This window comes from Propioniciclava coleopterorum (assembly GCF_011393335.1).
Classification (GTDB): Bacteria; Actinomycetota; Actinomycetes; order Propionibacteriales; family Propionibacteriaceae; genus Propioniciclava; species Propioniciclava coleopterorum.
In genome coordinates, this window is the sequence record NZ_CP049865.1 from 1,717,320 (window position 1) to 1,740,639 (window position 23,320).

General features: G+C 71.6%; 23 protein-coding genes and 1 pseudogene. 14 read left to right on the forward strand and 10 right to left on the reverse strand.

Annotated elements, in window-relative coordinates:
* Window positions 1–128: 128 nt before the first annotated feature.
* Together G7070_RS08265 and G7070_RS08270 are read right to left on the reverse strand one after the other, a co-directional pair.
* Entirely contained in the window at window positions 129–2,255 is a 2,127-nt protein-coding gene (locus G7070_RS08265) for a GmrSD restriction endonuclease domain-containing protein (RefSeq protein WP_166233343.1), read from the reverse strand.
* 6 nt (window positions 2,256–2,261) lie between these two features.
* Window positions 2,262–3,266 (reverse strand): DUF4268 domain-containing protein, encoded by a 1,005-nt coding sequence (locus G7070_RS08270; protein ID WP_166233344.1) that lies wholly within the window; start codon window positions 3,264–3,266, stop codon window positions 2,262–2,264.
* 555 nt (window positions 3,267–3,821) lie between these two features.
* Here G7070_RS08270 and G7070_RS08275 point away from each other — a divergent pair.
* On the forward strand, window positions 3,822–4,133 hold the full coding sequence (locus G7070_RS08275) for a hypothetical protein (protein WP_166233345.1): 312 nt from the start codon (window positions 3,822–3,824) through the stop codon (window positions 4,131–4,133).
* A 74-nt stretch (window positions 4,134–4,207) separates the two neighbouring features.
* Complete coding sequence (locus G7070_RS19860; protein ID WP_431977925.1) at window positions 4,208–4,666, forward strand: TraM recognition domain-containing protein; 459 nt, start codon at window positions 4,208–4,210, stop codon at window positions 4,664–4,666.
* 411 nt (window positions 4,667–5,077) lie between these two features.
* On the opposite strand, the pseudogene G7070_RS19865 reads toward G7070_RS19860, so the two are convergent.
* The 3 genes and pseudogenes from G7070_RS19865 to G7070_RS19225 form a co-directional block, all read right to left on the reverse strand.
* Window positions 5,078–6,045: pseudogene (locus G7070_RS19865) on the reverse strand (formylglycine-generating enzyme family protein).
* 146 nt (window positions 6,046–6,191) lie between these two features.
* The gene (locus tag G7070_RS19220; RefSeq protein WP_250645995.1) at window positions 6,192–6,983 is read right to left on the reverse strand and encodes an ADP-ribosylglycohydrolase family protein; all 792 of its coding nucleotides are present in this window, start codon (window positions 6,981–6,983) and stop codon (window positions 6,192–6,194) included.
* A complete protein-coding gene (locus G7070_RS19225; protein WP_250645996.1) occupies window positions 6,980–7,657 on the reverse strand; it encodes an ADP-ribosylglycohydrolase family protein in 678 nt (225 codons plus the stop codon). Before G7070_RS19225 ends, G7070_RS19220 begins: the two co-directional genes overlap by 4 nt.
* Window positions 7,658–7,753: 96 nt before the next feature.
* Here G7070_RS19225 and G7070_RS08290 point away from each other — a divergent pair, with 96 nt between their 5' ends.
* Genes G7070_RS08290 through G7070_RS18590 form a run of 3 tightly spaced genes read left to right on the forward strand, consistent with a single transcriptional unit; the run spans window position 7,754 to window position 9,068 of the window.
* Complete coding sequence (locus G7070_RS08290) at window positions 7,754–8,380, forward strand: VOC family protein (protein WP_246227557.1); 627 nt, start codon at window positions 7,754–7,756, stop codon at window positions 8,378–8,380.
* Between the two features lie 19 nt (window positions 8,381–8,399).
* Complete coding sequence (locus G7070_RS08295; protein WP_166233346.1) at window positions 8,400–8,741, forward strand: PadR family transcriptional regulator; 342 nt, start codon at window positions 8,400–8,402, stop codon at window positions 8,739–8,741.
* 33 nt (window positions 8,742–8,774) lie between these two features.
* Window positions 8,775–9,068, forward strand: coding sequence for a DUF6408 family protein (locus G7070_RS18590; protein ID WP_246227559.1), 294 nt, complete (start codon window positions 8,775–8,777; stop codon window positions 9,066–9,068).
* 468 nt (window positions 9,069–9,536) lie between these two features.
* On the opposite strand, the gene G7070_RS08305 is transcribed toward G7070_RS18590, so the two are convergent.
* Complete coding sequence (locus G7070_RS08305) at window positions 9,537–10,031, reverse strand: phosphoribosyltransferase (RefSeq protein ID WP_166233347.1); 495 nt, start codon at window positions 10,029–10,031, stop codon at window positions 9,537–9,539.
* A gap of 175 nt (window positions 10,032–10,206) precedes the next feature.
* On the opposite strand from G7070_RS08305, the gene G7070_RS08310 reads away from it, so the two are divergent.
* The 4 genes from G7070_RS08310 (at window position 10,207) to G7070_RS08325 (ending at window position 15,106) form a co-directional block, all read left to right on the forward strand.
* Window positions 10,207–11,367: a Gfo/Idh/MocA family protein gene (locus G7070_RS08310; RefSeq protein WP_166233348.1), complete on the forward strand. Its 1,161-nt coding sequence runs from the start codon at window positions 10,207–10,209 to the stop codon at window positions 11,365–11,367.
* Between the two features lie 198 nt (window positions 11,368–11,565).
* The gene (locus G7070_RS08315) at window positions 11,566–12,414 is read left to right on the forward strand and encodes a sugar phosphate isomerase/epimerase family protein (RefSeq protein ID WP_166233349.1); all 849 of its coding nucleotides are present in this window, start codon (window positions 11,566–11,568) and stop codon (window positions 12,412–12,414) included.
* Between the two features lie 120 nt (window positions 12,415–12,534).
* Window positions 12,535–14,010: an MFS transporter gene (locus tag G7070_RS08320; protein ID WP_166233350.1), complete on the forward strand. Its 1,476-nt coding sequence runs from the start codon at window positions 12,535–12,537 to the stop codon at window positions 14,008–14,010.
* 103 nt (window positions 14,011–14,113) lie between these two features.
* Complete coding sequence (locus G7070_RS08325; RefSeq protein ID WP_166233351.1) at window positions 14,114–15,106, forward strand: LacI family DNA-binding transcriptional regulator; 993 nt, start codon at window positions 14,114–14,116, stop codon at window positions 15,104–15,106.
* A gap of 10 nt (window positions 15,107–15,116) precedes the next feature.
* Here the strand turns inward: G7070_RS08325 and G7070_RS17735 are convergent, their stop codons facing one another.
* On the reverse strand, window positions 15,117–15,545 hold the full coding sequence (locus tag G7070_RS17735; RefSeq protein WP_206080033.1) for a hypothetical protein: 429 nt from the start codon (window positions 15,543–15,545) through the stop codon (window positions 15,117–15,119).
* On the reverse strand, window positions 15,479–16,840 hold the full coding sequence (locus G7070_RS08330) for a glycoside hydrolase family 3 protein (protein ID WP_206080034.1): 1,362 nt from the start codon (window positions 16,838–16,840) through the stop codon (window positions 15,479–15,481). Before G7070_RS08330 ends, G7070_RS17735 begins: the two co-directional genes overlap by 67 nt.
* 289 nt (window positions 16,841–17,129) lie before the next feature.
* On the opposite strand from G7070_RS08330, the gene G7070_RS08335 reads away from it, so the two are divergent.
* The 4 genes from G7070_RS08335 to G7070_RS08350 all read left to right on the forward strand — a co-directional run bounded on the left by G7070_RS08335 (window position 17,130) and on the right by G7070_RS08350 (window position 21,411).
* Window positions 17,130–18,518, forward strand: coding sequence for an MATE family efflux transporter (locus tag G7070_RS08335; protein WP_166233352.1), 1,389 nt, complete (start codon window positions 17,130–17,132; stop codon window positions 18,516–18,518).
* An 85-nt stretch (window positions 18,519–18,603) separates the two neighbouring features.
* Complete coding sequence (locus tag G7070_RS08340; protein WP_166233353.1) at window positions 18,604–20,214, forward strand: acyltransferase family protein; 1,611 nt, start codon at window positions 18,604–18,606, stop codon at window positions 20,212–20,214.
* Window positions 20,172–20,690 (forward strand): SGNH/GDSL hydrolase family protein, encoded by a 519-nt coding sequence (locus G7070_RS08345; RefSeq protein WP_166233354.1) that lies wholly within the window; start codon window positions 20,172–20,174, stop codon window positions 20,688–20,690. The genes G7070_RS08340 and G7070_RS08345 overlap by 43 nt, the downstream gene beginning before the upstream one ends.
* Window positions 20,683–21,411: a hypothetical protein gene (locus G7070_RS08350; protein ID WP_166233355.1), complete on the forward strand. Its 729-nt coding sequence runs from the start codon at window positions 20,683–20,685 to the stop codon at window positions 21,409–21,411. Before G7070_RS08345 ends, G7070_RS08350 begins: the two co-directional genes overlap by 8 nt.
* Before the next feature lie 13 nt (window positions 21,412–21,424).
* Here G7070_RS08350 and G7070_RS08355 read toward each other — a convergent pair whose 3' ends face one another.
* Together G7070_RS08355 and G7070_RS08360 are read right to left on the reverse strand one after the other, a co-directional pair.
* Complete coding sequence (locus G7070_RS08355; protein WP_166233356.1) at window positions 21,425–21,868, reverse strand: DUF2231 domain-containing protein; 444 nt, start codon at window positions 21,866–21,868, stop codon at window positions 21,425–21,427.
* Window positions 21,869–21,870: 2 nt separating this feature from the next.
* Complete coding sequence (locus G7070_RS08360; RefSeq protein ID WP_166233357.1) at window positions 21,871–22,287, reverse strand: COG4315 family predicted lipoprotein; 417 nt, start codon at window positions 22,285–22,287, stop codon at window positions 21,871–21,873.
* A 266-nt stretch (window positions 22,288–22,553) separates the two neighbouring features.
* Between G7070_RS08360 and G7070_RS08365 the strand changes: the two genes are divergently transcribed.
* On the forward strand, window positions 22,554–23,123 hold the full coding sequence (locus G7070_RS08365) for an RNA polymerase sigma factor (RefSeq protein WP_166233358.1): 570 nt from the start codon (window positions 22,554–22,556) through the stop codon (window positions 23,121–23,123).
* Window positions 23,124–23,320: the final 197 nt, after the last annotated feature.

Here is a 23,320-nt window from a genome sequence, read left to right on the forward strand (position 1 = left end):
GGACACACCGAGTCATGCCGAGACAACGTCAGCCTGATATCGGTCAACTGACCTGACAGTGGCCAACCGTCGAGCGGCATGACGTCCGCGTTCGCCGCGTCCCCACGCGTCGCCGACGGTCGTGGCTCTCAGGACCGGCCGTCCTCGGTCGTGGACACATCAACGTCACCCGCGCTGAACGCGGCGCGAACGTCCCTGAGTCGGCGTCCGTCGGGAAGCCTCCAGAAGGACCATCCATTGGTGGCTACTCCGCGGACGTGCTTCGCCGCACCACTCGGGGTGTCGAACACCCGCCCGTCGATTGAGAGCAGGCCATCCGGCGTGATGACGGCTTCGCGGTGGGCTTGGTCACCTGTCCCGGCCACGATCACCTCCCCAGCAGACAGCAGTTTGGCTCCGAGCAGGTGTTTGAGCCCCACCCAATCGCCGGTCTTGGCCTGAGGATCAACGACCTCACCCGTGTGACCGGTCGGGACCGGCCAGATGCGGAGGATCGCATCGATCATCTCCTCAGTGCGGGCATCGATGAGCTCCTCGCTCCATGGGACGCTCTCTGTTCGTTCGACCAACCGTCCTGTCATGTTGATGGTGCTGTGCTGGAGGAACGCCTTGCGCTTGGCTAGCCAGGGTCCGTTCGAGACCTTGGAGTTGAGCGAGGTGGTGAGCAGAGTCAGGTTGCCGAGGCGATGAACGTGCGCTTGGCGGTCGTCCGCCTGCTGAGGGGTCTCAACCGGCCAGTGGTCGTGCCATGCCCTGGGCAGCACGTGCTCGATGGGGAATAACGCGCGCTCGACCTGCGACTGCTTCGTCTCGGAGCGGAGATCATCCTCGATGGCCTCCAGGATGGCGCGCGTCCGCGCACGAGGAAACCGACGGAAGATCGGCTCGGTGAGAAGCGCCGACCTCACCTCCGCGTCACCGGGCCAGTAGGTGCTAGACACGTTCAGGCGAGACAGGTGGGCGATCACGCGATCGGCCAATTCGTCGGTCGGAGCGCCAGAGTGCGACCGAATCACGTCGGCGACGATGCGACCGAGGTCTGATCCAGGGAGACGAAGCAGTTGGCGACGGAGCACCCAACTCTCAGCGGCGGTGACGACGCGTTTCACCACGTGCGCCGGAACCCCGCGGCCCGGCTCGTGAAGCCAGAGGAGCAGAGGCTTGAGGACCTCGGTGCTCGTTGCCTGCATCCGGTAGACGTTGCGCTCCACCACATCCAGGGTGCCGCTGGGGCGGCTCGCGGCGACCATCCACGCTTCGTACTGGTGGGCCTGCTGCTGCAACACCGGGAGCAGGTCGACCATCCGGACCTGGGGGCGGTGCTCGATGTAGGCCTTGAACGCGGTGAAGGTGGACTGAGGACCGATCTCCTCGCCCAGACGCGCCATCAGCCACTGGTTGAGGAACAGCGAACTCCGGCTGACGAAGTATCGGCCGACGCTGACCTCCTTCGTCCAGAAGCGCGCCTCGAACGGCCAGTGCTCTCGGTAGGCCTTCTTCACGTCCGCGCCTTCAGCCTCGAGCCGCTGGAAGACGAAGTTGCGCACCAGATCAGCAGCGGTGAGCGGGGTGCCCCGAGCGTTCAGCGTCTCGAAGATCTCCTGGGAGTTCTCGGTCGCAGTGAGCTGGATGGTCACCAGCTGGAGGTCGCTAAGGAGCACCTGCGTGAGGTGTTCTGCCCTCAGTTCGAACTGGCCGGCTCCGGGGGCACCCAGCCATTGCCGAAGCACCACGGTGAAGTAGGCGTGAGCCTGCACCAGCCGCGACTCGGCGTGCTTCAACGAGGTGTGGTCGACGGGTGCCTCGGCGCTCATCACCTCTTCGAAAGCCTCGCGATCGCTGTTGAGGTGTCGCAGCTTGAGCGAGCCGTCACCCTCCAGGACGAAGGCTGCGGGGTTGTGCGTGAGGCCCTCCAACTGGCTGCTCAGGCGAGCAAGGCCGGCCTCAGCGAAGACGGACGCCGCGGCGTCCGCGAGCAGCTGGAGAGTGGTGAGCCGTTGCTGACCGTCAATGACGTTCCACGTGTTGAGTCGGACGAGTGACGCCTCATGCGCCTGCAAGACCACGGCACCCAAGAAGTGCTTGGCGCTCAGGTGCGGCGCGTTCATCCTGACGTCGACGACGCGGCAGATGTCCTTCCACAGCGGCTCCCATTGCTCCTCCTGTCGCCAGACATACGGGCGCTGGAAGAGAGGCACGAGAAAGTGCTGTGGCAGGCTGAACAACTCCAGCGGTGTCCTCTTGAAGGTGTCCACGTTGCTTCAGATCCCTTCTGTCGCCAGTGGCGCTGCGGTGGGCTGGTGGGCTGTCGCGCTCTTGAATGCCTGGGTGACTTGACGGAACCGGGTCATGGTCTCGATGAACCAGCCCGCCACCTGCGGGTGTTGCGCAGGATCCATGATTGTGTGCGTCGTGGGCCCCCAGGCAACGATCCGGGAAGCCTTCTTGCCCTCCAAGGGCTGGAAGTCCAGTGGCTCGCCGAACCCGGCCTCCAAGTCCTGACGCCTCGACTCGAACACCTTGAACGCTGCCTCGTTGCGGTCGGCGTCCGGGGAGCCGAAGTAGAGCTCGATGCGCGGTCGCGAGGGCGAGGCGAACGCGAAGGCGTACCAGATCTCACTGGCCCCGAAGGGCAGCGTCATCCAGCTGTCTCGTGAGGGCGTCCTGGCACTGGTCCAGGCCGGGCGCTCCTCGTGGATGCGCTTGAGCAGGTACGTCCAGAAGGCTTCGTACGCCTCGCTGCGCGGTGACGCCGACGCTTGGGAGGCCGCCTTCTGGGAATGGACGCGCTTGGCCCAGTCGTTCGGGTTCGCGACCAGCCGGAAGAGCGGCGCCGGCGCCGAGTCACCGATCCGAACGGCTGAGATCTCCACGCCGAAGAACCTGATCCCCTCATCGGTGTGCTCGTTGAGCCAGTCCAGCGCAGCGCGGTGCTCCTCGCGGAAAGCTGGCGCGCACCAGACGACCGTCGAAGGATCCGTGCCACCCGCATACGTCAGAAGCTGGCCGAGGTGCGAGTGGTCCGTCGTCGCCAACTGGTTCTCGACGATGACGGTGGCGCCTGATTGAAGGTCCTTCCCGATGAGGTCCAGGGAGAACCCGCCGACCGGCTTCTCGGCCTGGGTGAGTTCGAGATCCATACCCAGGACATCCGAGAGAACATCGGCGTTCTGGAGAAGCCACTGGGTGAAGTGGTGCGCCTCGTGGGGCCAAACCTCCCTGACGTCCAGGGACGAAAGCCTGCTGAGCTGGGGGATCGTGGCCATGGTCGGATGGTAGGCCACAAGCTGCTCGGGTCGACTACCGAACGCGACCCTCCGCCCTCGGCAGCGGATGACCGACCATGGCAATGTCATCTGCGTTGCGGTCGTCGGAAGCGTCGCAGAGTCGTCGATCCCACACGCCCCGGCAGTAAGGCATCAGGTAGCTGAGGCTGAGGAACGCGGCGATCACGACCGGCGACGGCCAGCGCCCGGCCTGGGCTTCGAGGACGACGGCGATGGTGTCGACGACGAACCTGGTGCGCCAGGCGAACTGGACCAGCGGGATCCAGGCGAGGCGGCGTCCGATCGTGTGGGCGAGGCCGCGGATCAGGTCCCAGGGGATGGACCAGACGGTCCAGAGCAGGTCGAAGCGGGTGTGGCCGTGGCGGAGGCGTCCGATGCCCTGGGCGATGAGGGCGGCGACCTTCTGGTGGATGAGAGCCCCAGTTCAGAAGGAGCGGCCGCGACGAGCGCAGCACCATGGACACGACGACGCCAGTCACGGCTTCCGATGTGCACCTGGTCGAGGCGTAGGCGCGTGCCCCGCAGCTTCGGCCTTTGGGGCTCACCGCCGTGCTCCCCGGACTCGTCTGCGACCCGGTCGCCGGCTGCGTCGACCCCCTGGTCGCCGAACGTCTGGCCAAGGCGTTCGCCGCCGGCACCGCCAAAGCCTCCATCATTGCGGGACACGGTGACAGCGCCGCCCGCCTCAACCCAGCCGAAGCCGACTGGGTCTTTCCGGCCTACCTCCACGCCGCCGCGTTCACCGGACGCACCCTCGACGACGTGCTCCGCTGGGTCGCCCCACGCTTGGCCACGACCGAACCGTCGGAGATCCTGCATGAAGGCCCCCACGCAGCCCCGTTCTGACACGGCCTCCCCTGAGGCGACGCACGATCTACCTACTCGGCCGCGGCGACCCCCACGCGTCGGCGTCCCCCCTGATGACCGCCCTCGCCGAACACGTTCGCGACCCGGCTCTCGCGCTGGCGGACACCTCGCCGCGGGACGGGTTGTGCCCGCTGACGTTGGCATGCCTGGAGGAGTTGCCTCCACCGCTCCGCTGCCCACGCTCCGGACGCAGATGTCCAACGAAATGTGCCCTGGGGATCTCCTTCACTTACGCCGCTCAAGCTTGGCGGCAGTTGTCGGCGATCTTCGGCGACTCCGAAGCCAAGGCCCTGTTCGGGCTCACCCAGGTGATGTCGTGTTCGGCGACAGCAAGGACGTTGCCTTCAACCAGGAGATCTCCGACTCTCGTCGGCACCGTCCGCGTCCCGCGCACCACTCTGCGAACCGGACGCGGCGCCCGCTCGATCTATGGGGAGGACATCCCGATTCTGCGCATCGAAGATCCGGCAACTCCCCGAACGCCAAGCCCTCGTCGTCGCCGAGAACAGTAAACCCATCATCGCCATCCTCAGGCGGTGCATCGAAGGCCCGACCGGACGAGCTCTCCTCGAACGTTTGCGGGCCGCTCGCGTTGCTCCGCTCCCGCACGTGGGCAGCAACTGTCATCCCTCTGCTTCGCGCGGAGTCGGGAAGGGTTCTTCGGTCCGATACTTGACGTGCGCGAGTTGCCGACCTCTCCGCGATCAGCGGACCGCGGCGGGGCGACTCTCAGGCGCGGCGGCGGCCGTTTATCGAAGGGCTGCACCACGTCTATCGGGACTGGGTGCTGGCTGTCTCCGTGCGACCCTGCGGCCATCGAGGTGGCTCTGGCGACGTACCCCCTTGAGCGTGGGCGCCGTGAACACTTGACGCGCCGGGTCAGGTTCGCTGCGCGGCCGCTGCGTGGGTATGCCGCTCGGCCGTCAGCCCGGACGCCCCACCGTGCGGAACCCCGCGTTCCCCATGGCGGAGTCGCGGGTGTTCTGAGAGCGGGCCGCGTTGCGGTACCGGTTGCAGTAGCTGTCGTGGCACAGGTAGGAACCGCCGCGCAGCACGCGGGCGTCGCCGCGGGCGGGGCCGCGCGGGTCGGTGACCGGGGCGTCGGTGTAGGTGTCGGGCGCGAACCAGTCGGCGCACCATTCCCAGACGTTGCCGACCGTCTGGAACAGCCCGTAGTCGTTGGGCGGGTAGGCCCGCACGGGGGCGGTGCCGAGGTGGCCGTCCTCGCGCGTGTTCACGGTGGGGAACGTGCCCTGCCAGATGTTGCAGCGCCACTCTCCGTCCGGACGCAGGTCATTGCCCCAGGGGAACCGGGCGCCGACCAGGCCGCCGCGTGAGGCCCACTCCCACTGGGCCTCGGTGGGGAGCGCGCGCCCGGCCCAGGCGGCGTAGGCCGCCGCGTCGTTCCAGCTCACCTGCACGACGGGGTGGTCGTCCAGGCCGTCCAGGTCGGAGAGCGGCCCGCCGGGGTGGCGCCAGTCGGCCCCCGGACGCCGAGCCACCAGGGCGTCTGGCCGGGACGTCCCACGATGTCGGCCCGGTCGGCCCGCACCAGCAGGTGGAACACCGCCGAGAAGCCGAACCGCTCCGACTCCGTGACGTACCCCGTGGCGTCCACGAAGACGGCGAAGTCGGCGTTGGTGACCGTCGTCGCGTCGATGTCGAACGCCTCGAGCCGGACCTCGTGGACCGGCAACTCGCCGTCGAACTCGTTGTGGTCACCGTTGTGGTCGCCCATCGCCAGGACGCCGGCCGGCACGTGCGCCTGCTCAATGCGGTGGGCGCCGGCCGGAGGCTCGGCGGAGGGTTGTGCGGGCGCGGGGGGCGTTCCGGGCGCGGGCGGCGCCCCGGTGGCGTCTCGGGTGGGGCCGCAGCACGCATGTTCGGACATGAGGGCAGGGTAGTCCGCGGTCGCCGGACCTTCCGCCGGCGGCCCGTGCGGTGACGTGTCCACGCGGGTGGTCCGTGCGGTGCCAGGACGGCTGCGGGTGGTCCGTGCGGTGAGGTCCCGAGCCGGGCGGACCGTCCGACGACGGGTCAATCTCGCCCGTCTCTCCCCGAGTGCCTCACCCAGCGCCTGGCTTCCTCAACTCCGCGACGGGAGTGCCCGGGCGGTCTGCCACAGCAGCCCGGAGACCCCATGCCCGACCGCGGCCTCGATCCGCCCGGACGCCCCCGGCGGCGCGCCCGCAGGCGGCTGTAGGCCAGGGCGACCGACGGCGTCCGGTGTTCGGCGGCGACGCAGTGCAGCAGGACGCGCTCGCCGGCGTCGCGCAGCGATGCCACCGTGCGGGCGGCGTCCGCCAGCGTCCAGGACAGGTCGGCGTTCTCGCGGGGGTCGTCCGAATCCAGGAGCCACACCTCGGCATGCCGCCCCGGCCCGACGCCCGCCGCGGCGAGGTCGAGGACGCCCACCCGCGAGAGCGAGACCACGGCCGTGACGCCGAGTTCGGCGCAGCGGGCCAGGTCGGCCTCGGTCCCCAGCAGGACGCCGGGGTCGTCGGGGTGCGGCACACCCAGCGGACGCTCCCGTCCGGTGAGCATCGAGGTGAGCCCGAAGCGGTCCTCGGGCTCGCCGGCGGTGGCGAGCGCCAGCCGAACCAGGTCGCGCCCGCGCAGTCCCGGCCAGCCGTGGACGCGACGCGCGAGGTCCGTGGGCAGCCCGGAGACGCCGTAGCGGGCCCCCAGCAGGGCGCCGGCGATCGCCGCGACGGTGTCGGTGTCGTTCCCGATCGCGATCGCCGCCTGCAGGGCCGCCTCCACGTGGTCGGGACCCTCCGCGTCGCGGGTCCAATGGATCGCGCTCCAGGCCGCCTGCAGCGCCGTCACGGTGAATGCGTTGGGCCTGAAGGCCTCGGGGGATGGGCCTCGGCGTCCTCGATGCGGGCCAGCCAGTCGGCGCGCGTGGCCGCCGGCAGGAGGGGGAGCCCCGCCCGGACGTCGAGTCGGCCCTCGGTCACGGCGACGCGCACCGCCTCCGACCACAGCACCGACGACTCGACGCAGAGGGGGTGCGCGTGGGTGAGGGCAGCGATCCGGCGGGCCGCGTCGGCCGTCTGCTCGGGATCGTCCAGGGCGACCAGTCCGACGACGCCGGTCCGCATCAGCGCGCCGTTGCCCGCCCGGTCGGCGGCCGCGCCCTCCGCGGAGGCGTCCAGCATGGCCGGCAGGACGCCTCCCGCGGAGCGTCGCGCCCGGCCCAGGACCGATGCGGTCTGGGCCCCGATGTCGGTGGCGCCCTCGGCCATCCAGGTCACGAAGCGGTCCGCGATGGCGGCCTCGTCGACGCCGCCGGCCGCGGTCACCTCGGCGATGCAGACGGCCATCTGGGTGTCGTCGGACCATTCGCCGGGCGCGTAGGGTCCCAGCCCGCCGCCGATCATCTGGGCGCGTCCGGCCGCGATGCGCGGCGCGAACTCGTACGGGACGCCGAGGGCGTCCCCGATCGCCTGGCCCAGCAGGACGCCGCCGGCGCGGTTGCGTTGCGTGGTGGTGAGTCGCATGGGCACACCCTTTCACGTCACTCTGACATTATCCACTCTTGCGCCCGGAGATCGCGGGGGAGGAGCATCGAACGACACCCACCGATCGGAGACGCCATGTCGTACATCCGCAGCCTGGACCACGTCGGAATGACCGTCCTCGACCTCGACCGTGCCGCCGCCTTCTTCGTCGCGCTGGGCCTGCACGAGGATGGTCGGACGCCGCTCGAGGGGCCGTTCCTGGACGCGGTGGTCGGCATCCCGGACACCCGCACGGAGATCGTCCTGCTCACCCCGCCGGGCGGTGGTCCGGGGTTCGAGCTGGCCCGCTTCGACAGCCCCGCCGGGGTGCCCGGCTCCCCGGACGCCCCCGCCAACGAGGTGGGGCTGCGGAGCGTCACCTTCCAGGTGGACGACCTTCCCGGGGCGGTCGCGCGGGCGGCGGAACTCGGCTACGGCCTCGTCGGGGGCGTGGGCGAGCACGACGGCGTGGTTGATGGCCGCGATCCGCGGCCCCGAGCGGATCGTCGTGTCACTGGCCGAGCGCCTGTCCTGAATCGGCCGCGGGTAAGAGGGCGCGCCCTGTCCGGACCGCCGCTCCGAGACGCCGGGCCGCCGCACTCCGGGTGGGCGGTGCTGATCTGCGCGGAGCGACAGGGGTGCCGGGCTGCGCTGCGCGCCGCTGGTCCCCGCGGCGCCGCCACGCGCCGCAGCAGGGACGCACTAGTTCGCGTCCCAACCTAGATAGCGGCACCATCATCAGGTGATCTCGGACAGGTGGCCGGCGGAGTGGTTGCGGGGCCTGCTGCAGGCGTCCGTGCTGGCGATCATCGCCGACGGGGAGACCTACGGCTACGTCATCGCCCAGCGACTCGACGACGCGGGCCTGGGCCGCATCAAGGGCGGGACGCTCTATCCGCTGCTCGGCCGGCTCGAGGAGGGCGGCCTGGTCACGTCGGCGTGGCGCGAGGGCAACGGCGGGCCGGGGCGGAAGTTCTTCACCATCACCGCCGCCGGACGCCGCGAGCTCGACCGGCTACGCGCCGACTGGGCGGCTTTCACCGCGATCACGAGCGAGCTGATCGGGGCGCCGCGGGAGCCATAGGGCCGCGGGAGACAGAAGGAAGGACCCACCGGGGTGAAGAGGGACTATCGGGTGCAGCCACCTCGGCACACCGTGGGAGAGAAGGCCGTCCGGTTCGCTGACGGCGTGGGCACGCACCTGGCCGGGCTGACCGGCCTGCTGCCGCGTCCGGCCGACTACCAAGGGCTGCGCCGCTCGTGGTTCCGCGACGTCCTGGCGGGCGTCACGGTGGGAGTGGTCGCGCTGCCGCTCGCCCTGGGCTTCGGCGTCGCGTCCGGCGCCGGCGCCGCCGCGGGTCTGGTCACGGCCATCGTGGCCGGCACCGACCTCTACACCAAGCTGAGCTGACCGGCTCGACACCGATGAGTGACCGGCTCGACACCGATGGGTGGCCGGCTCGAGGGCCGACTGAAGTGGTCGGCTGCGCTCCGCAGCGTGCTGCGCACCGAGTTCCGGCAGCCTGAGCGCTGGCAGCATCACGCCTCGGCCGGTGACGCCGCGGAGGCGTCCACTGCTCGGACGGGGAGCAACTTCCCGCCCCCTTTCGGTGCAGACGCCCCCGCTGGAACGGGGGCGTCTGCACCCAAAGGGGGCGGTTGGTTCCAGGAGTGAGCGGCTTGTCGCAAACGCGGGCGGTTCGTCGCAAACGGGGGCTGCTCGTGGCAGACGGGGGCGGTTGGTTTCAAAAGCGAGCGGCTTGTCGCAAGGGCGAGCGGTTCGTCGCAAACGGGGGCTGCTCGTGGCAGACGGGGGCGGTTGGTTCCAGGAGTGAGCGGCTGGTCGCAAACGCGGGCGGTTGGTCCCAAGAGTGAGCGGCTAGTTGTCCAGGCGGGTCGGGGTGGTGAGCGGCGGCAGGGACGACCAGGGGAACGCGATCCACTCGTCGGTCTGCTTCCACACGTAGTCGCACGCGATCACCGAGCGCGGCTTCTCGTACAGGACGGCCGTGCGCGACTCCGAGGCGTGCTCGTCGCAGAAGTCGCGGACCATCCGCAGCGTCTCGCCGGTGTCGGCGACGTCGTCGATGATCAGGACGGTGCGGTCGTCGAGGTAGTTCGTCGACGGCAGGGGCGGCAGGAAGATGGGCTGGGGAAGTCGCTGGTCGACGCCGGTGTAGAACTCGACGTTGATGATGTGGATGTTCTTGTGGTCCAGCGCGTACGCGATCGCCCCGGCCGGCAGCAAGCCGCCCCGCGTGATCGAGAGCACCACGTCCGGCCGGTAGCCCGAGTCGACGACCTGGCGCGCCAGATCGCGCGCCGCCTCCCCGAACCGATCCCACGTCAGGACTTCGCGCGCCGCATCACCCATGACCTCATCTTGGCAGCCCGACCCCGCGCAGGCCCACCCGTAGCGAGGGATCTCCCCGACCTTCCGCGAGCGCAACATCATGGCAAGCAAATGCAACTTGCCGGAAACGATGCACGAACACTGCCGGGCCATGGTTCGCTGACGCCACCACCGAACGACGGCGAAGGAGCTGTTCATGACGGAGAAGGTTCGTCTCGGCATCATCGGACTGGGCGCGGAGGGCGGCATGTACGCCGACTTCCTGGCCAAGGGGATGGTCCCGAACATGACCCTGGGAGCGATCTGCGACATCCTCCCCGAGAAGCAGGACCGGTTCGCCGCGCTCGGCGTCCCGTTCTTCGCCGACCACCGGGAGTTGATCGAGTCCGGGACGGTCGACGCCGTCGTCACCACGGTCCCGCACTACCTGCACCCCGAGATGGGCATCCACGCCCTCGAGAACGGCGTGCACGCCCTCGTCGAGAAGCCTGCGGGCGTGTACACCGCGCAGGTTCGCGACCTGATCGAGGTGGCCGAGCGCCACCCCGAGCTCCAGTTCGGCGTGTTCTTCAACCAGCGCACCAACCCGCTGTACAAGGACCTCAAGGCGCTGCTGGACTCCGGCGAGCTCGGCGCCCTGCGCCACACCTCCTGGACGATCACCACCTGGTGGCGCCCCCAGGGCTACTACGACCAGTCCGACTGGCGCGCCACGTGGGGCGGTGAGGGCGGTGGCGTCCTGGTGAACCAGGCCCCGCACCAGCTCGACCTGTGGCAGTGGCTGTGCGGCGTCCCGACGTCGGTGTTCGCCAAGTGCGCCTACGGGTTCAAGCGCGACATCGTGGTCGAGGACGAGGTGAACGCCCTGGTCGACTTCGGCGACGGCGCCACCGGCTCCTTCATCACGGCCACCCACGACCTCGACGGCACCGACCGCCTCGAGATCCTGTGCGACCGCGGCAAGATCGTCGTCGAGAACTCCAGCAGCGTGCGGATCACGCGCCTGACCGACGACGAGCAGGCGCTCAGCCGGAACCTCGACATGGACGCGGTCCGCCGGCTGTTCACCGGCCAGCTCGACCGCGCCGAGCTGATGACCACCGAGGAGAAGGACTACGGCAGCGTGTGGGGCGCCCAGCACGTCGAGGTCCTGCGCAACTTCGCCGCCGCCGTCCAGGGCGAGGAGGAACTGCTCGCCCCCGGCGCGGACGGCATCCACGGCGTCCGGCTCGCCAACGCGATCCACCTGTCCAGCTGGCTGGGCGAGGAGGTGTCGCTGGCGGACTTCGACGAGGACGCCTACCTGACCGAGCTGAACCGCCGCATCGCCGCCGAGGGGACGTTCCCCACCCGCTGATCTCCGCCCGGGACGCCGACCCCGACCCATTGCGGGCGTCGGCGTCCCGGCCGGAACCCACGGCTGTTCCGGACGCGACCCACGCCCCTGCGCGTGCCGTCCGCAGCACGACCACGCACCACCCGGACGCTCGCCCGTCCGGCCACCACCGAGACCGGACGCAGACGTCCGACCCACAAGTAGGAAGGGAGCAGCACCATGGCCGTGCTGGGAGTCCAGATGATGATGCTCAAGGAGCAGGTCGCCGACCAGGGGATGTTCGCGGTGCTGCAGCGCCTCGCGGACCTCGACCTGCACGCCGTCGAGGTGAGCCAGATCCCGATGGACGAGGCGAACACCGCCGACCTGGAGCGTGGCGTGGCCGAACTCGGCGTCCAGGTGGGCGCCCTGTCGGTGGCGCTCACGCCCGGCCCCGTCGTGACCGGGGACAACCTGGCCGAGCACTTCGACAAGATCGTCTCCGACTGCCGCCGCCTGGGGACGCGCTACGTCCGCATCGGCATGATGCCGTTCACCGCCATGGCGTCGAAGCAGGCGTGCGAGGCGTGGGCGGCCGAGTGCGAAGAGGCCGCGCAGCGGCTGGCCGCCGAGGGCATCACGCTGTGCTACCACAACCACCACGTGGACCTGGCGCAGTTCGACGGGGAGCGGATCTTCGACATCGTGCGCCGGGTGGCTCCGAGCCTGTTCTTCGAGGTGGACCTGCACTGGGTGCAGCGGGGCGGCATGGCGCCGCTGGCGATGCTCGAGCGCTACGCCGGCGTCTGCAAGCTGATCCACGTGAAGGACTTCCGGGTCACGCCGCTGCCCGCCGACGCGATCGAGAAGATGGCCGCCGGCGACTTCGCGGCGGGCTTCCAGGCGTTCCTCAACCTCGCCCAGTTCGCCGAGGTGGGGCAGGGGAACATGGACTGGCCGGCGCTGCTGCCCGCCGCCGAGCGCGCGGGTGCCGAGTTCCTCTTCATCGAGCAGGACGACACCTACGGTCGCGACCCGTTCGACTGCATCGCCGACTCGCGCGCCTACCTCGCCTCGATCGGCTACTGACCACCCCGGGACGCCGCGCGCCGGCGTCCCCGGCCGGCCGTCCGACCCCGGACGCCGCCCGCCCGGCCCCACCGGGACCCGCACGACCCCCTGTTTCAACGAAGAGAGAGGTACTGGGCCATGCCCGACACCAACTACCGGCCCGAGGGCGACCCGCTCGCCGGGTCCACGCAGGTCCCCGGCACCGACGACATCGCGGCCCTCACCCCCGCCGGGGTGAGCGTCCTGGACGGTGACGAGTTCGACGACGAGCGCGACTTCGTCCAGCCCCGTGGACGCCTCGGCGGCACGGTCGCGCTGGGCACCGCCCAGGCCATCGACGGGTCCGAGAGCGGGATCACCCGCACGTTCTTCCCGCAGATCATGGCCGCGTTCGGGCTCGGCAACACCGAGCTCGGCCTGCTGAACGCGATGGGCAACGCCGCCCGCATGCTGTTCGGACCGATCTGGGCGATGGTCGCGGACCGCTTCGGTCGCAAGGCCGTCCTCTTCGTCGTCACGGGCCTGTGGGGCGTGTGGACGATCGCCGCGGGCTTCGCCCCGAACTGGAACATGCTGCTGCTCATCTACGGGGTCTCGCTGATCGGCACCGTGGCGTCCGAACCGATCATCAACGGCCTGCTCGGCTCGCTCTACCGCCGCTCGGAGCGCGGCAAGGCGTTCGGCACCGTCCGGTCGGTGGCCGGCGGGCTCGGCTTCGTCATCACCCCGCTGCTGGGCCAGTTCGGCCAGAACCCCGAGGGGTGGCGCTGGGCCTTCATGACGATGGGTGGCCTGTCGGTCGTCTCGGGCGTGCTGATCCTGCTCTTCCTGCACGAGCCGCAGCGGGTCTCCGCCGCGGACCAGAGCGAGCTGAAGTCCGACGCCGGCATGTTCAAGCTGTCGGACGCCGCCAAGCTGTTCAAGATCCCCACCGTCGCGCTGATCGCGCCGATGCTGCTGCTCGTCACCTCGCTGGTGCTGTTCGGGTTCATGGGGCAGGTGTGGGCGCGCGACCTGGGCTACGGCGTCACCAACGGCGCCTACCTCCAGACGGTGTTCGCGGTCGGCTCCATGATCTCGGCGTTCGTGGGCGGCATGCTGGCCGACCGGTTCGTGCGGTGGTTCGGGCACAAGGGCCGCATCATGCTGTTCCAGATCTACTGCGTCGCGTTCGGCACGATCATCGCCCTCACCATGTACTTCGCGACGTGGTGGGACCCCGACGTCACGCCGTTGCCCAGCAAGGACGTGCTCAAGACCAACGACCCGAGCATCGCCTACTTCGCCATGGTGTTCCTGATGGGCCTGATCTTCTCGATCGGCTTCTCCGGTTGCGTGCTCCCGATGATCTCGTCGGTGTGCCCCAAGCAGCTCTCGGCCACCTCGTTCGCGGTGCTGTTCTCGTTCATCCAGGGCGGCATCAACGTCGTCTACTCGCTGGCCGTGGGCATCGTCGCCGACGCCATCGGCAGCCTGCAGCTCACCATCCTCATCGGCGTCTGCATCCCGTACTTCCTCAACGCGATCTACTGGTTCGTCTTCTACAAGGTCTACCCGCGCGACGTCGCGCTGCAGGCCGAGCGGACGCGCCTCATCGAGCAGGGCCGCTTCTAGCGACCCCGGAGCGGGGCGGGGGTGGATGCGGTGTCGTCCGCCCCGCTCCCGCGTTGGTCGGGACTGCAAGAATGGTGTTGTACCCCGGTCAGGAGAGGCCCCCATGGCGAAGGAACCCGTGCGCATGCGCGATGTGGCCGAGCGCGCCGGCGTCGCCGTCTCGACCGTCTCGCGCGTGATGACCACGCCGAACCGGATCAGCGCGGAGACCCGCAAGGTCGTGCTGGACGCCGCCCGCGACCTCGGCTACCACCACCCGCCGCCCGCCAAGACGCGCCCCGGCGGCCAGGGCGCGATCGCGGTGCTGATCCCCGACATCACCAACCCGTACTACTTCGACGTGATCCGCGGGACGCAGGAGCGCCTGCGCGACTCGGGCTACGCGGCGATGCTGTTCGACACCGAGCAGTCGGCGATCGCCGAGCTGACCTCGCTGGAGATGCTGGCCGGCAACGGCACCCCGGCGATCCTCGCGGCGACCCGGCTCACCGACGAGCAGCTCGGCGAGGTGGCCGGCACGCTGCCGATGGTCACGATCAACCGCAGCGTCCCGGGCGTCCCGTCGGTCAGCTCCGACACCGCCGCCGTCTTCGCCCAGGCGGTCGACCACCTGGTCTCGCTCGGCCACACCCGCCTGTGCTACGTCGCCGGTCCCGCCGGCTCGCAGTCGAACCGGCAGCGCTGGGAGGCCAGCGCCGCGGAGGCCGCGCGGCTCGGCGTCGAGCTGACGAGCACCATCAACTTCATCCCGCGCCACGACGCCGGGGCGGCCGCCGCCGACGCGGCGCTGGCCACGGGCGCGACGGCCGCGCTGGTCTTCAACGACCTGCTGGCGATCGGGGTGCTGGCCCGGCTGGCGGCCCGCGGCGTCCGCGTGCCGGACGACTTCAGCGTCGTCGGCTGCGACGACAGCTACGGGGCGAGCTTCTGCTCCCCACCGCTGACGACCGTCGCCTCGCCGAGCCGCCGCATCGGGCGGGAGGCCACCAGCATGCTGCTCGCCCGGCTCGGCGGCGGCCGGCCGCTGCTGGGGGACGCCGTGGTGCTGCCCTCCCACCTGCAGATCCGCGCGTCGACCGGACAGGCGCCCGCCTGAGCGTCGGAGGCTAAAGGCGCGCCTGCCACTTGTCGGTCCACACCGTCTGGTTGAACCGGCCGCGGAACGGCGAGACGCCGGTCAGCTTGTCCACCAGCCGGCGCAGCGTCGCCGGGTTGCCGTGGTAGGCGTGGACCACCGTGCGCATCATCGTCAGGTCGTGCAGGTGCGTGGTCTGGCAGAGCGAGACCAGCGCGGTCGGCACCTCCCGGGTGTACCAGGGGGCGTCCGAGCTGAGCGGGGTCCGCCAGCGGATCCGGTAGTTGTTCTCCGAGGCGTACCCCTCGACGTTGGCGACCACCAGGGCGGCGTCCACCGCGTCGCGGTAGGCGAGGGTGGCGCCCTTGGTGCGGACGCGGCCGTCGTTGAGGGTCACCTCGAAGCCGCGCGACTCGAGTTCGGCCGTGAGGGCGTCCAGGGTCGTGTCGGCCGGCCCCACGGACGCACGTCGCCCTCGAGGTAGTACAGCCGGATCCGCCGGTGCGTGCGCGGCGACAGCGGCAGGACGCCCGCGGTGTCCTTGACCAGCGTGATGCACCGGTCGGCCGCCTCGTCGCGCCAGCGCAGGTGCTCCTCGCAGCCGACCACGGCCAGGGCGTCCGGGCGACGCAGCAGCGTCCCCCGCGCCCGCCTCTCCGGCAGGTGCAGCCGGGCCTTCAACCCCAGGACGCGGCGCACGGCGTCGTCGAGCCGCTCGGGGGTGATCGTGCCGTCGCGGACCCCCGCCATCATGAAGCCGAGGTCCTCGGTGACGTCGTTGAGGAACAGGAACATGTCGCAGCCGGCGGCGATGGCGCGCGGGACGGCGTCCTCGCGCCGCATCGAGCCGGTGAGCCCGATCATGTGGCTGGCGTCGGTCATCACGACCCCGTTGAAACCCAGCCGGGTCTTGAGCAGCCCGTCGATGAGCTCGGGGCTGAGCGTGGCGGGCTGGATGTCGGCGTCGGTGAGGGTCGGGTCGAGCGCCCGGGAGTAGTGCGGCAGCGCTATGTGGCCGGCCATGATCATCTCGACGCCCGCGGCGATGTGGTGGGCGTAGATCCGGCCGAACGTGGCGTCCCACGCTTCGGGGTGCAGTTCGTTGACGCCCATCACGAGGTGCTGATCGCGCTCCTCGGTGCCGTCGCCGGGGAAGTGCTTGACGCACACGGCCAGGTCGGGGTCGGCGTCCCGCAGCCCGCGCGCCTGCGCGTCGGTCGAGCGGAGCACGTCGTCGACGGTCGCCCCGTGGGCGCGGGTGTTGATGACGGTGTTGCGCCAGTTCACCAGCACGTCGACGACGGGCGCGAAGGCCACGTTGACCCCCAGGGCGGACGCCTCGCGGCCGCCGACCAGGCCCGCGCGGTAGGGGACCTCGGTTCCGTCGGAGGCGTCGCACTGGGCCCCGTTGGCCAGGTAGGTGCCCTCCTCGCAGCACAGGTCGCCGCCCGACTCGGGGTTGGCGGCGACGAGCAGCGGGATCGGCGAGGAGCCCTGCAGGTCGTTGACCAGCGCCTGCACCTGCGCGGCGGTCCCGCCGGTGTAGCGGATGCCGCCCAGGCCGTGCCGCGCCAGGTCCGCCTCGCCCGACGCGCTGAGGCCAGGATCGAGGGTCGGGTCGGGAAAGTACATCCCCACGAAGAGCTGCCCGACCTTCTCCTCCACCGTGAGGCCGGCCAGGGTCCGCTCCACCCAGTCCACCTGATCGTCGTCGAGGCGGAAGGGGACGGCGCGCAGGTCCACCGTGGGACTCATCGTGGGATCGCTCCTTGTCGGATCGCGGCAGGACGCCCGCAGCGATGCGGTCGTCGGTCGGTGTCGGTGCTGGGGTGATTGGACCCCAGCCCAGGGCCCGAACGGAACGCCTTGCCGGGGTTTGGCCGCGATCGGACCCGCGCGGAGGCAAATGAGGACAACCCTCTACCACTTTCGAAAGCGTTATCGATAGGCTCGTGGGCACTCGCCCGTCCCAGACCGCCACCTCGAGCGAGGCTCACCAACCCGACGATTCGACGCGCAGCCGCGCGCCCGGAGACAACTCAACATGACCAGGACCCTGACCGTCGGCGCGCCCACCCGCGTGATCGTCGCGTTCACCCTTCCCCTCCTCATCGGCAACCTCTTCCAGCAGGCCTACCAGTTCACCGACGCCGCGGTCGTCGGACGCATGGTGGGTGTCGACGCGCTCGCGGCCGTCGGCGCCTCCGGCTCGCTGGTGTTCCTCCTCCTCGGCTTCACCCTGGGCGCCGCCAACGGGCTCGCCATCCCGGTGGCGCGCGCGTTCGGCTCCGGCGACATGCCCGCCATGCGTCGCCACGTCGCCCTCGGCACGCTGGCGTCGGCGGCGATCTCGGCGGTCATCGTGCTCATCGGACTGCGCTACACCCGCCCGATGCTGGCGCTCATGCAGACCCCCGACGTCCTGATGGAGGACGCCGCCGCGTTCCTGATGATCACCTTCGCCGCCGCGCCGGTGACCATGGCGTTCAACTACCTCGCCGCGATCATCCGCGCGCTGGGCGACAGCCGGACCCCGCTGATCTTCCTGATGCTGGCGTGCTTCGTGAACGTCGGCCTGGTCGTCCTGTTCATCGGGAGCTTCGGCTGGGGCGTCGGCGGCGCCGCGTGGGCGACCGCGATCTCGCAGTTGGCGTCGGTGGTGGCCTGCCTGTGGCTGATCCGCGTCCGGATGCCGCAGCTGTGGCTGTGGCGCGAGGACTGGCTGCCCAAGCGCGGCGAGACGGGCGAGTCGGTGCGCCCGGGGCTGGCGATGGGCTTCCAGATGTCGGTGATCGCGATCGGCGCGGTCATCCTGCAGTACGCCATCAACGGGCTCGGCCCGGACGCCGTCGCCGCAGCCACCGCGGCGGTGCGCGTCGACCAGGTCGCCGTCGCGCCGCTGGCGTCCTTCGGGCTGGCGCTCACCACGTTCGTCGCGCAGAACCGCGGCGCCGGCCACTGGCGCCGGATCCGGGTGGGCGTCTGGGAGATCAGCCTGCTGACCTGGCTCGTCTCGCTGCTGATGGGCGGCCTGATCTACCTGTTCGGGACGCCGGTCGCCCAGGTGTTCGTCGGCGCCGGCAACGAGGCGGTCGTCTCGCTGGCCCACGACTACCTCGTCGTGCAGGCGGCGCTGTACCCCGTGCTGGCCTCCCTGTTCGTGCTCCGCAACGCCGTGCAGGGCCTCGGCTCGAACCTGATGCCCACGCTGGCCGGCTTCATGGAGCTCGTCTTCCGCGCCGTGGCCGGCCTGCTCCTGGTCGGGCCGCTCGGCTTCTTCGGCGTGGCGATCGCCGCGCCGCTGGCGTGGATCGGAGCGGTCACGCCCGTCGCGATCGCCTGGTTCGTCCGCCGGCGGGAGCTCATCCGGTGGGAGGGTCCCGACGTCCGCACGCCGAGCCCCGGCCGCGTCCCGGTGCTCGCGGCCACCTGACGACGCCCGCCGCGGGGTCCCCGCCCCGGACGCCCCGGCGGCGCGGCGCGCGGGAATTGTCGGGGGCGGGATTTACGCTCGCGTCATGTCGACCTCGCAGGTCCTTCCCCGGCCGGCGACCGCCTCGAAGCCGACGACGCCGCGCGAGCGATTCGCGGGGCTGGACGGGCTGCGGGCGCTCGCCATCCTCGCCGTGTTCGTCTTCCACCTGCACGACGGCTGGCTGCCCGGCGGCTTCCTCGGGGTGGACGTCTTCTTCGTGCTGTCGGGGTTCCTCATCACGGCCCTGCTGGTCCGCGAGATCAACGACCGCGGCCGGATCGACCTGCGCGGCTTCTACGTCCGGCGGGCCCGCCGGCTGCTGCCGGCCCTGGCGCTGTGCCTGTTGCTGGCCACGCTGATCGCCCGGCTCGTCAGCCCCGAACTCGTCGTCGGGATCGGCCGCCAGCTCGCGGGCGCGGCGACGTTCTCCACGAACTGGCTGGAGATCGCGTCCGGGCAGAGCTACTTCGACCAGACCGCCCCGATCCTGTTCATGAACCTGTGGTCGCTGGCCGTGGAGGAGCAGTTCTACCTGCTGTGGCCGATCGTGGCGTTCGTGCTGCTGGTGCGGCTGCGTCCGGGCGCGCGCTACCTGGTCCCGCTCACGGTGGCGGCGGCCTCGACCGTGCTGATGGCCGCCCTGTTCGCTCCCGGGCAGGACGCGACCCGCGTCTACTACGGCACCGACACGCACCTGATGGGACTGATGCTCGGGGCCGCGCTGGCGTTCACGTGGACCGGCCCGCGGCGCGCCCCGGTCGAGGCGTTCGCCCTGCGGCACCGCGCCTGGCTGGGCCCGGTCGCGCTCGCCGGGCTGCTGGCGGCCATGGTGCTGCTCGACGAGTCCTCCCCGCTGACCTACCGCGGCGGGTTCGCGGTGGTCTCGGTGCTGACCGGCGTGCTGGTGCTCGCGACGATCGCGCGCGGGCTCGGCGCTCCCACCCCGCTGCAGCGCCTCCTGGACGCCCGCGTCCCGACCTGGATCGGACGCCGGTCCTACGGGCTCTACCTGTGGCACTGGCCCGCCATCGTCGTCGCGGACGCCCTCCTGCCCGGCGCCCCCGGATCGGTCGAGTTCGGGCTCTCCCGCGTCGCGGCGGTGCTGGCGACCGTCCTGGTGGCCGAGGCGTCCTTCCGGTTCGTGGAGGCGCCGGTCCTCGCCCGCGGCTACCGCGCGGTCGCGGCGGACGCCGTCGGGCGGCTGCGCCGGATCGGCGTCGCCCGCGCCCGCGCCTGGGTGGCGCTCAGCCTCGTCGGCGCGCTCGCGTTCGGCGCGCTCGTCGCGACGGCGCCGCTGCAGTCGGAGACCGCCCGCGTCCTGGTGGAGAACGCCGTGGCCGCGGAGCCGACCCTCGGCGCGCCCGGCCCGGCCGCCGGCTCCGGCGAGCCCGCCCCCGGCGCCCCCGAGCCGGGTCCGGCCGGCGCGCCCGCGCCCGGGCAGAGCGACGCGGACACCGGCACAGCCGCCACCGGCACAGCCGCCACCGCCCCCGGGCAGGGGCAGCAGCCCCCACGGCCGGCCCGAGCGCCGCGCCGGGCGGCGTGCCGTCGGCCCCGGCGGCTCCCGCGGCCCCGTCCGCGCCCGCCGCGCCGCCCGCCCAGGACTGGTCGGTGCCCGCCGGCGCCGAGATCGACGGCTTCGGCGACTCGATGATGGTGGCCTCGGCGGCGGCGCTGAAGAAGCAGCTGCCGGGCATCCGGCTGGACGCCAAGTCGAACCGGCGCTGGTCCCAGGGTCAGGAGCGGATCGTCGCGCGCGGCACCGACATCCGCCGCGCCGTGGTGATCCACCTGGGACTCAACTGGGGCACGCACCCCTCCGACGTCACCGCCGCCCTCGACGCGCTGGGCCCCGACCGGATGGTCGTCATCGTCAACCTGTACGGGACGTTCGCCCGGGTGAAGGCCGACAACGCCGCGCTCGCCGAGGCCGTCCAGGGGCGTCCCAACGTGATCGTCGCCGACTGGGAGGCGCTGGTGCGCGCGGACCCTCGGGCGGTGCAGTCGGATCGGCAGCACCCCAGCGCGCGCGGGGCCGCGCAGTACGCGGTCATGGTCGAGCGGGCGTTCGCGGATCTGTCCGCCCGGCACGCCGGCAGCGCGGCGCCCGCGGGGGCACCGCGTGGCTGAGGTCCTGGTCGTCGGGACGCTGACGGAGTTCTACGCCGAGGACCTTCGAGAGCGGGACGGCTCCACACCACGGCTCATGCCGGCGGGGGAGCCGGGCGCAGGGCCGGCCCCCGACGCCGCGGTCGCTGATCAGCCGCCCGAGGAGGTCGTCGCGGCCGTCCGCAGGTGGCAGGTCGGGCTGTGCACCCAGCTCGGCGTCCGGCTGTGGGACGAGGCCGCCGGCGTGCGCGGCGACCGCCTCAAGCCGGGGGAGTGCGGCGTCGAGGCGGTGCACCTGCTGGCCGCCTACCTCGAACGCCCGGAGCTGGATCCCCGCCGCCGCGGCCTGCCCGCGGACGCTCCGGGAACCCGCGCCGCGGCGGTGGCGGTGGCCTCGGCGTACCCCCACCGGCAGAGGTTCCCGACGCTGCTGGGCGGCGTGCCCGTCTGGCTGCCCGTCCCCGGTCCGACGGTGTTCCAGCTCGTCGGCCCCGACGGCCGGATGATGCGCTTCGGGTCGCTCGCGTCCCTGCGGCGGGAGGTGGACGACCTGGTCGCCGCCGCGGGTCTGCGGCCGGACGATCTGGCGGACGCCCTCGCCCACGACCCGCCCCCGCGGGACGCGGATCTCGACGAGGCGGGACGGCACGGGCTGGCCGCCTTCGCCGAGATGATCGGGCGGGCCGAGCAGCGCCGGCTGCCGCTGTGGCGCGCCCACCGCACCCCGCCGCCGCTCGCCTGACGTCGGACCCGCGTCAGGAGCCCCAGACGGCCGTGGCCCCGGCGTGACCGGTGAGGACGATCAGAACCAGCGCCGCCAGCGACGCCACCACGATCACCCCGCCGACCAGCACCGCTGCGGCACCCCGCTCACCGCCGGGACGCCGCACCCACAGGTGAAGCGGGACGGCGAGCGCGAGGACCAGCGTGGGCCACGGCGTCCAGGTGCCGAACTGCTGGTGGCGGGCGATCCGGGTCGACCCGGCGACCCCGATCTCGTCGGCCAGCAGGGGCCCGGTCAGCATCGCCGCGAAGGCGGACGCGGCCGCCACCACCGCCACGCCGGCCACCAGCGTTCCGAACCGCGCCCGCGCCCGGGCGGAGACGACGATCGTCAGCGCCCCCAGGGCCGCGAGCGGGACGAGGATGACGGCCGCGTGCACGATGAGGGGGTGCAGCGGGAGACCGAGCACGTCCACGATCAGGCCTTGATGGCGTCGCCGTCGCGGTTCAGCACGAACCAGACGCCCTGGAGGCCGGCACCGGCGACGTCGCGCGGGGCGGCGTCGTCCTTCCAGTAGTACAGCGGCCAGCCGTTGTAGGTGGCCTGCGTGCGGCCGTCCGCGCGCTGGAACGAGCCCAGCTTCGAGTCGTCCACGCCCTGGCCGGCGGTGGGCTTGCCGATCAGCGGCGGCCAGTTCTTGAGGCACTGGCCCTCACAGGCGCTCTGGTTGGGGCTGTCCTTGGTGAACAGGTAGAGGGTCATCCCCCGACCGTCGGTGAGGATCATGCCGAGCTGGGCGGTGTCGGTGAGCGTGAGGGCCAGGGTGCCGGCGTCCGCGCCGACCGGGGCCGCGCTCGGGGTGCCGCCCGCCGGCGTCGAGGTCGCGGCGGGCATGGGGAGGCGCCGTAGTCGCCGGCGCCCGCCTGCGGGCCCGGGGATCCCGGCGTGCTGCAGGCCGCCAGCAGTGCCAGGCCGGCGAGGGTGACCGCCGTGCGCCGGATGAGGGAAGCTGTGTTCGTGGTCATGTCGACTCCTCGTGGTCGTGGACCCGCGATGGGAGGGCCCGGCTCCCGAAAGGGATACCGGTGATACGGCCGGAGCGGGGCGAGGGATTGGCCGCGGGCGCAATCCCTGGCGCCCCCGCGGCCGTACCTCCACGCATGGAGCTGTTCTCGCTGGCCGACCGCGCCCCGGACGCAGCGCTGGTCGCCGGCCTGGCGGTCGGCGACGAGGCGGCGGCGGTCGCCTTCGTGCGGCGCTTCGAGCACCGGGTCTTCGGGCTGGCGGTGTCCGTGACACGCGACCGGGGCCTGGCCGAGGAGGTCAGCCAGGAGGCGTTCCTGCGGGCGTGGCGCGCGGCGGCCACCTACGACGTCCGGAAGGGGTCGGTGCTCACCTGGCTGCTCGTGATCACCCGCAACCTCGCCATCGACGCGATCCGGAAGCGCCGGTCCTCCCCGACGGACGCCGACGCGCTCGAACGGCTGCTGGCCACCTCGGCGCCGGACCCGACCGCCGACGCCGACACCCGCCTGGACGCCGCGGGCGCGGCCACCCACCTGCGCGACCTCCCGCCGGAGCAGGCGCGCGCGCTGGTCCTGGCCGTCGTCGGTGGGTGCACGGCCCAGGAGGTCGCCGACCACGAGCACATCCCGCTCGGGACGGCCAAGACGCGGATCCGGTCCGGACTGCGCCACCTGCGACGAGCCGTGGAGGCCGAACATGACTGAGCACATCGACGACGACGCCCTGGTCGCGCTGGCGCTCGCCGACGTCGAGCCCGAGGAGCGGGACCGCCTGAGCGCCCACCTGGACGTCTGCCCGCCCTGTCACAGCGCCTACACCGACGTCGAGGTCGCGGTGCGGCTCACGCTCGCCGCGTCCCCGCCGCTCGCGCCGCCGGCCGGGTTCTCCGGGCGGGTGCTGG

Excerpts from the sequence above, each read along its gene's own strand:
- G7070_RS08270 (WP_166233344.1), bottom strand. The coding sequence starts at position 3,266 with ATGGCCACGATCCCCCAGCTCAGCAGGCTTTCGTCCCTGGACGTCAGG.
- G7070_RS08340 (WP_166233353.1), top strand. The coding sequence starts at position 18,604 with ATGTCGACCTCGCAGGTCCTTCCCCGGCCGGCGACCGCCTCGAAGCCG.
- G7070_RS19860 (WP_431977925.1), top strand. The coding sequence starts at position 4,208 with ATGACCGCCCTCGCCGAACACGTTCGCGACCCGGCTCTCGCGCTGGCG.
- G7070_RS08330 (WP_206080034.1), bottom strand. The coding sequence starts at position 16,840 with ATGAGTCCCACGGTGGACCTGCGCGCCGTCCCCTTCCGCCTCGACGAC.
- G7070_RS08320 (WP_166233350.1), top strand. The coding sequence starts at position 12,535 with ATGCCCGACACCAACTACCGGCCCGAGGGCGACCCGCTCGCCGGGTCC.
- G7070_RS08310 (WP_166233348.1), top strand. The coding sequence starts at position 10,207 with ATGACGGAGAAGGTTCGTCTCGGCATCATCGGACTGGGCGCGGAGGGC.
- G7070_RS08290 (WP_246227557.1), top strand. The coding sequence starts at position 7,754 with ATGTCGTACATCCGCAGCCTGGACCACGTCGGAATGACCGTCCTCGAC.
- G7070_RS08335 (WP_166233352.1), top strand. The coding sequence starts at position 17,130 with ATGACCAGGACCCTGACCGTCGGCGCGCCCACCCGCGTGATCGTCGCG.
- G7070_RS08360 (WP_166233357.1), bottom strand. The coding sequence starts at position 22,287 with ATGCCCGCCGCGACCTCGACGCCGGCGGGCGGCACCCCGAGCGCGGCC.
- G7070_RS08315 (WP_166233349.1), top strand. The coding sequence starts at position 11,566 with ATGGCCGTGCTGGGAGTCCAGATGATGATGCTCAAGGAGCAGGTCGCC.
- G7070_RS08325 (WP_166233351.1), top strand. The coding sequence starts at position 14,114 with ATGGCGAAGGAACCCGTGCGCATGCGCGATGTGGCCGAGCGCGCCGGC.
- G7070_RS08305 (WP_166233347.1), bottom strand. The coding sequence starts at position 10,031 with ATGGGTGATGCGGCGCGCGAAGTCCTGACGTGGGATCGGTTCGGGGAG.
- G7070_RS19225 (WP_250645996.1), bottom strand. The coding sequence starts at position 7,657 with ATGCGACTCACCACCACGCAACGCAACCGCGCCGGCGGCGTCCTGCTG.
- G7070_RS08365 (WP_166233358.1), top strand. The coding sequence starts at position 22,554 with ATGGAGCTGTTCTCGCTGGCCGACCGCGCCCCGGACGCAGCGCTGGTC.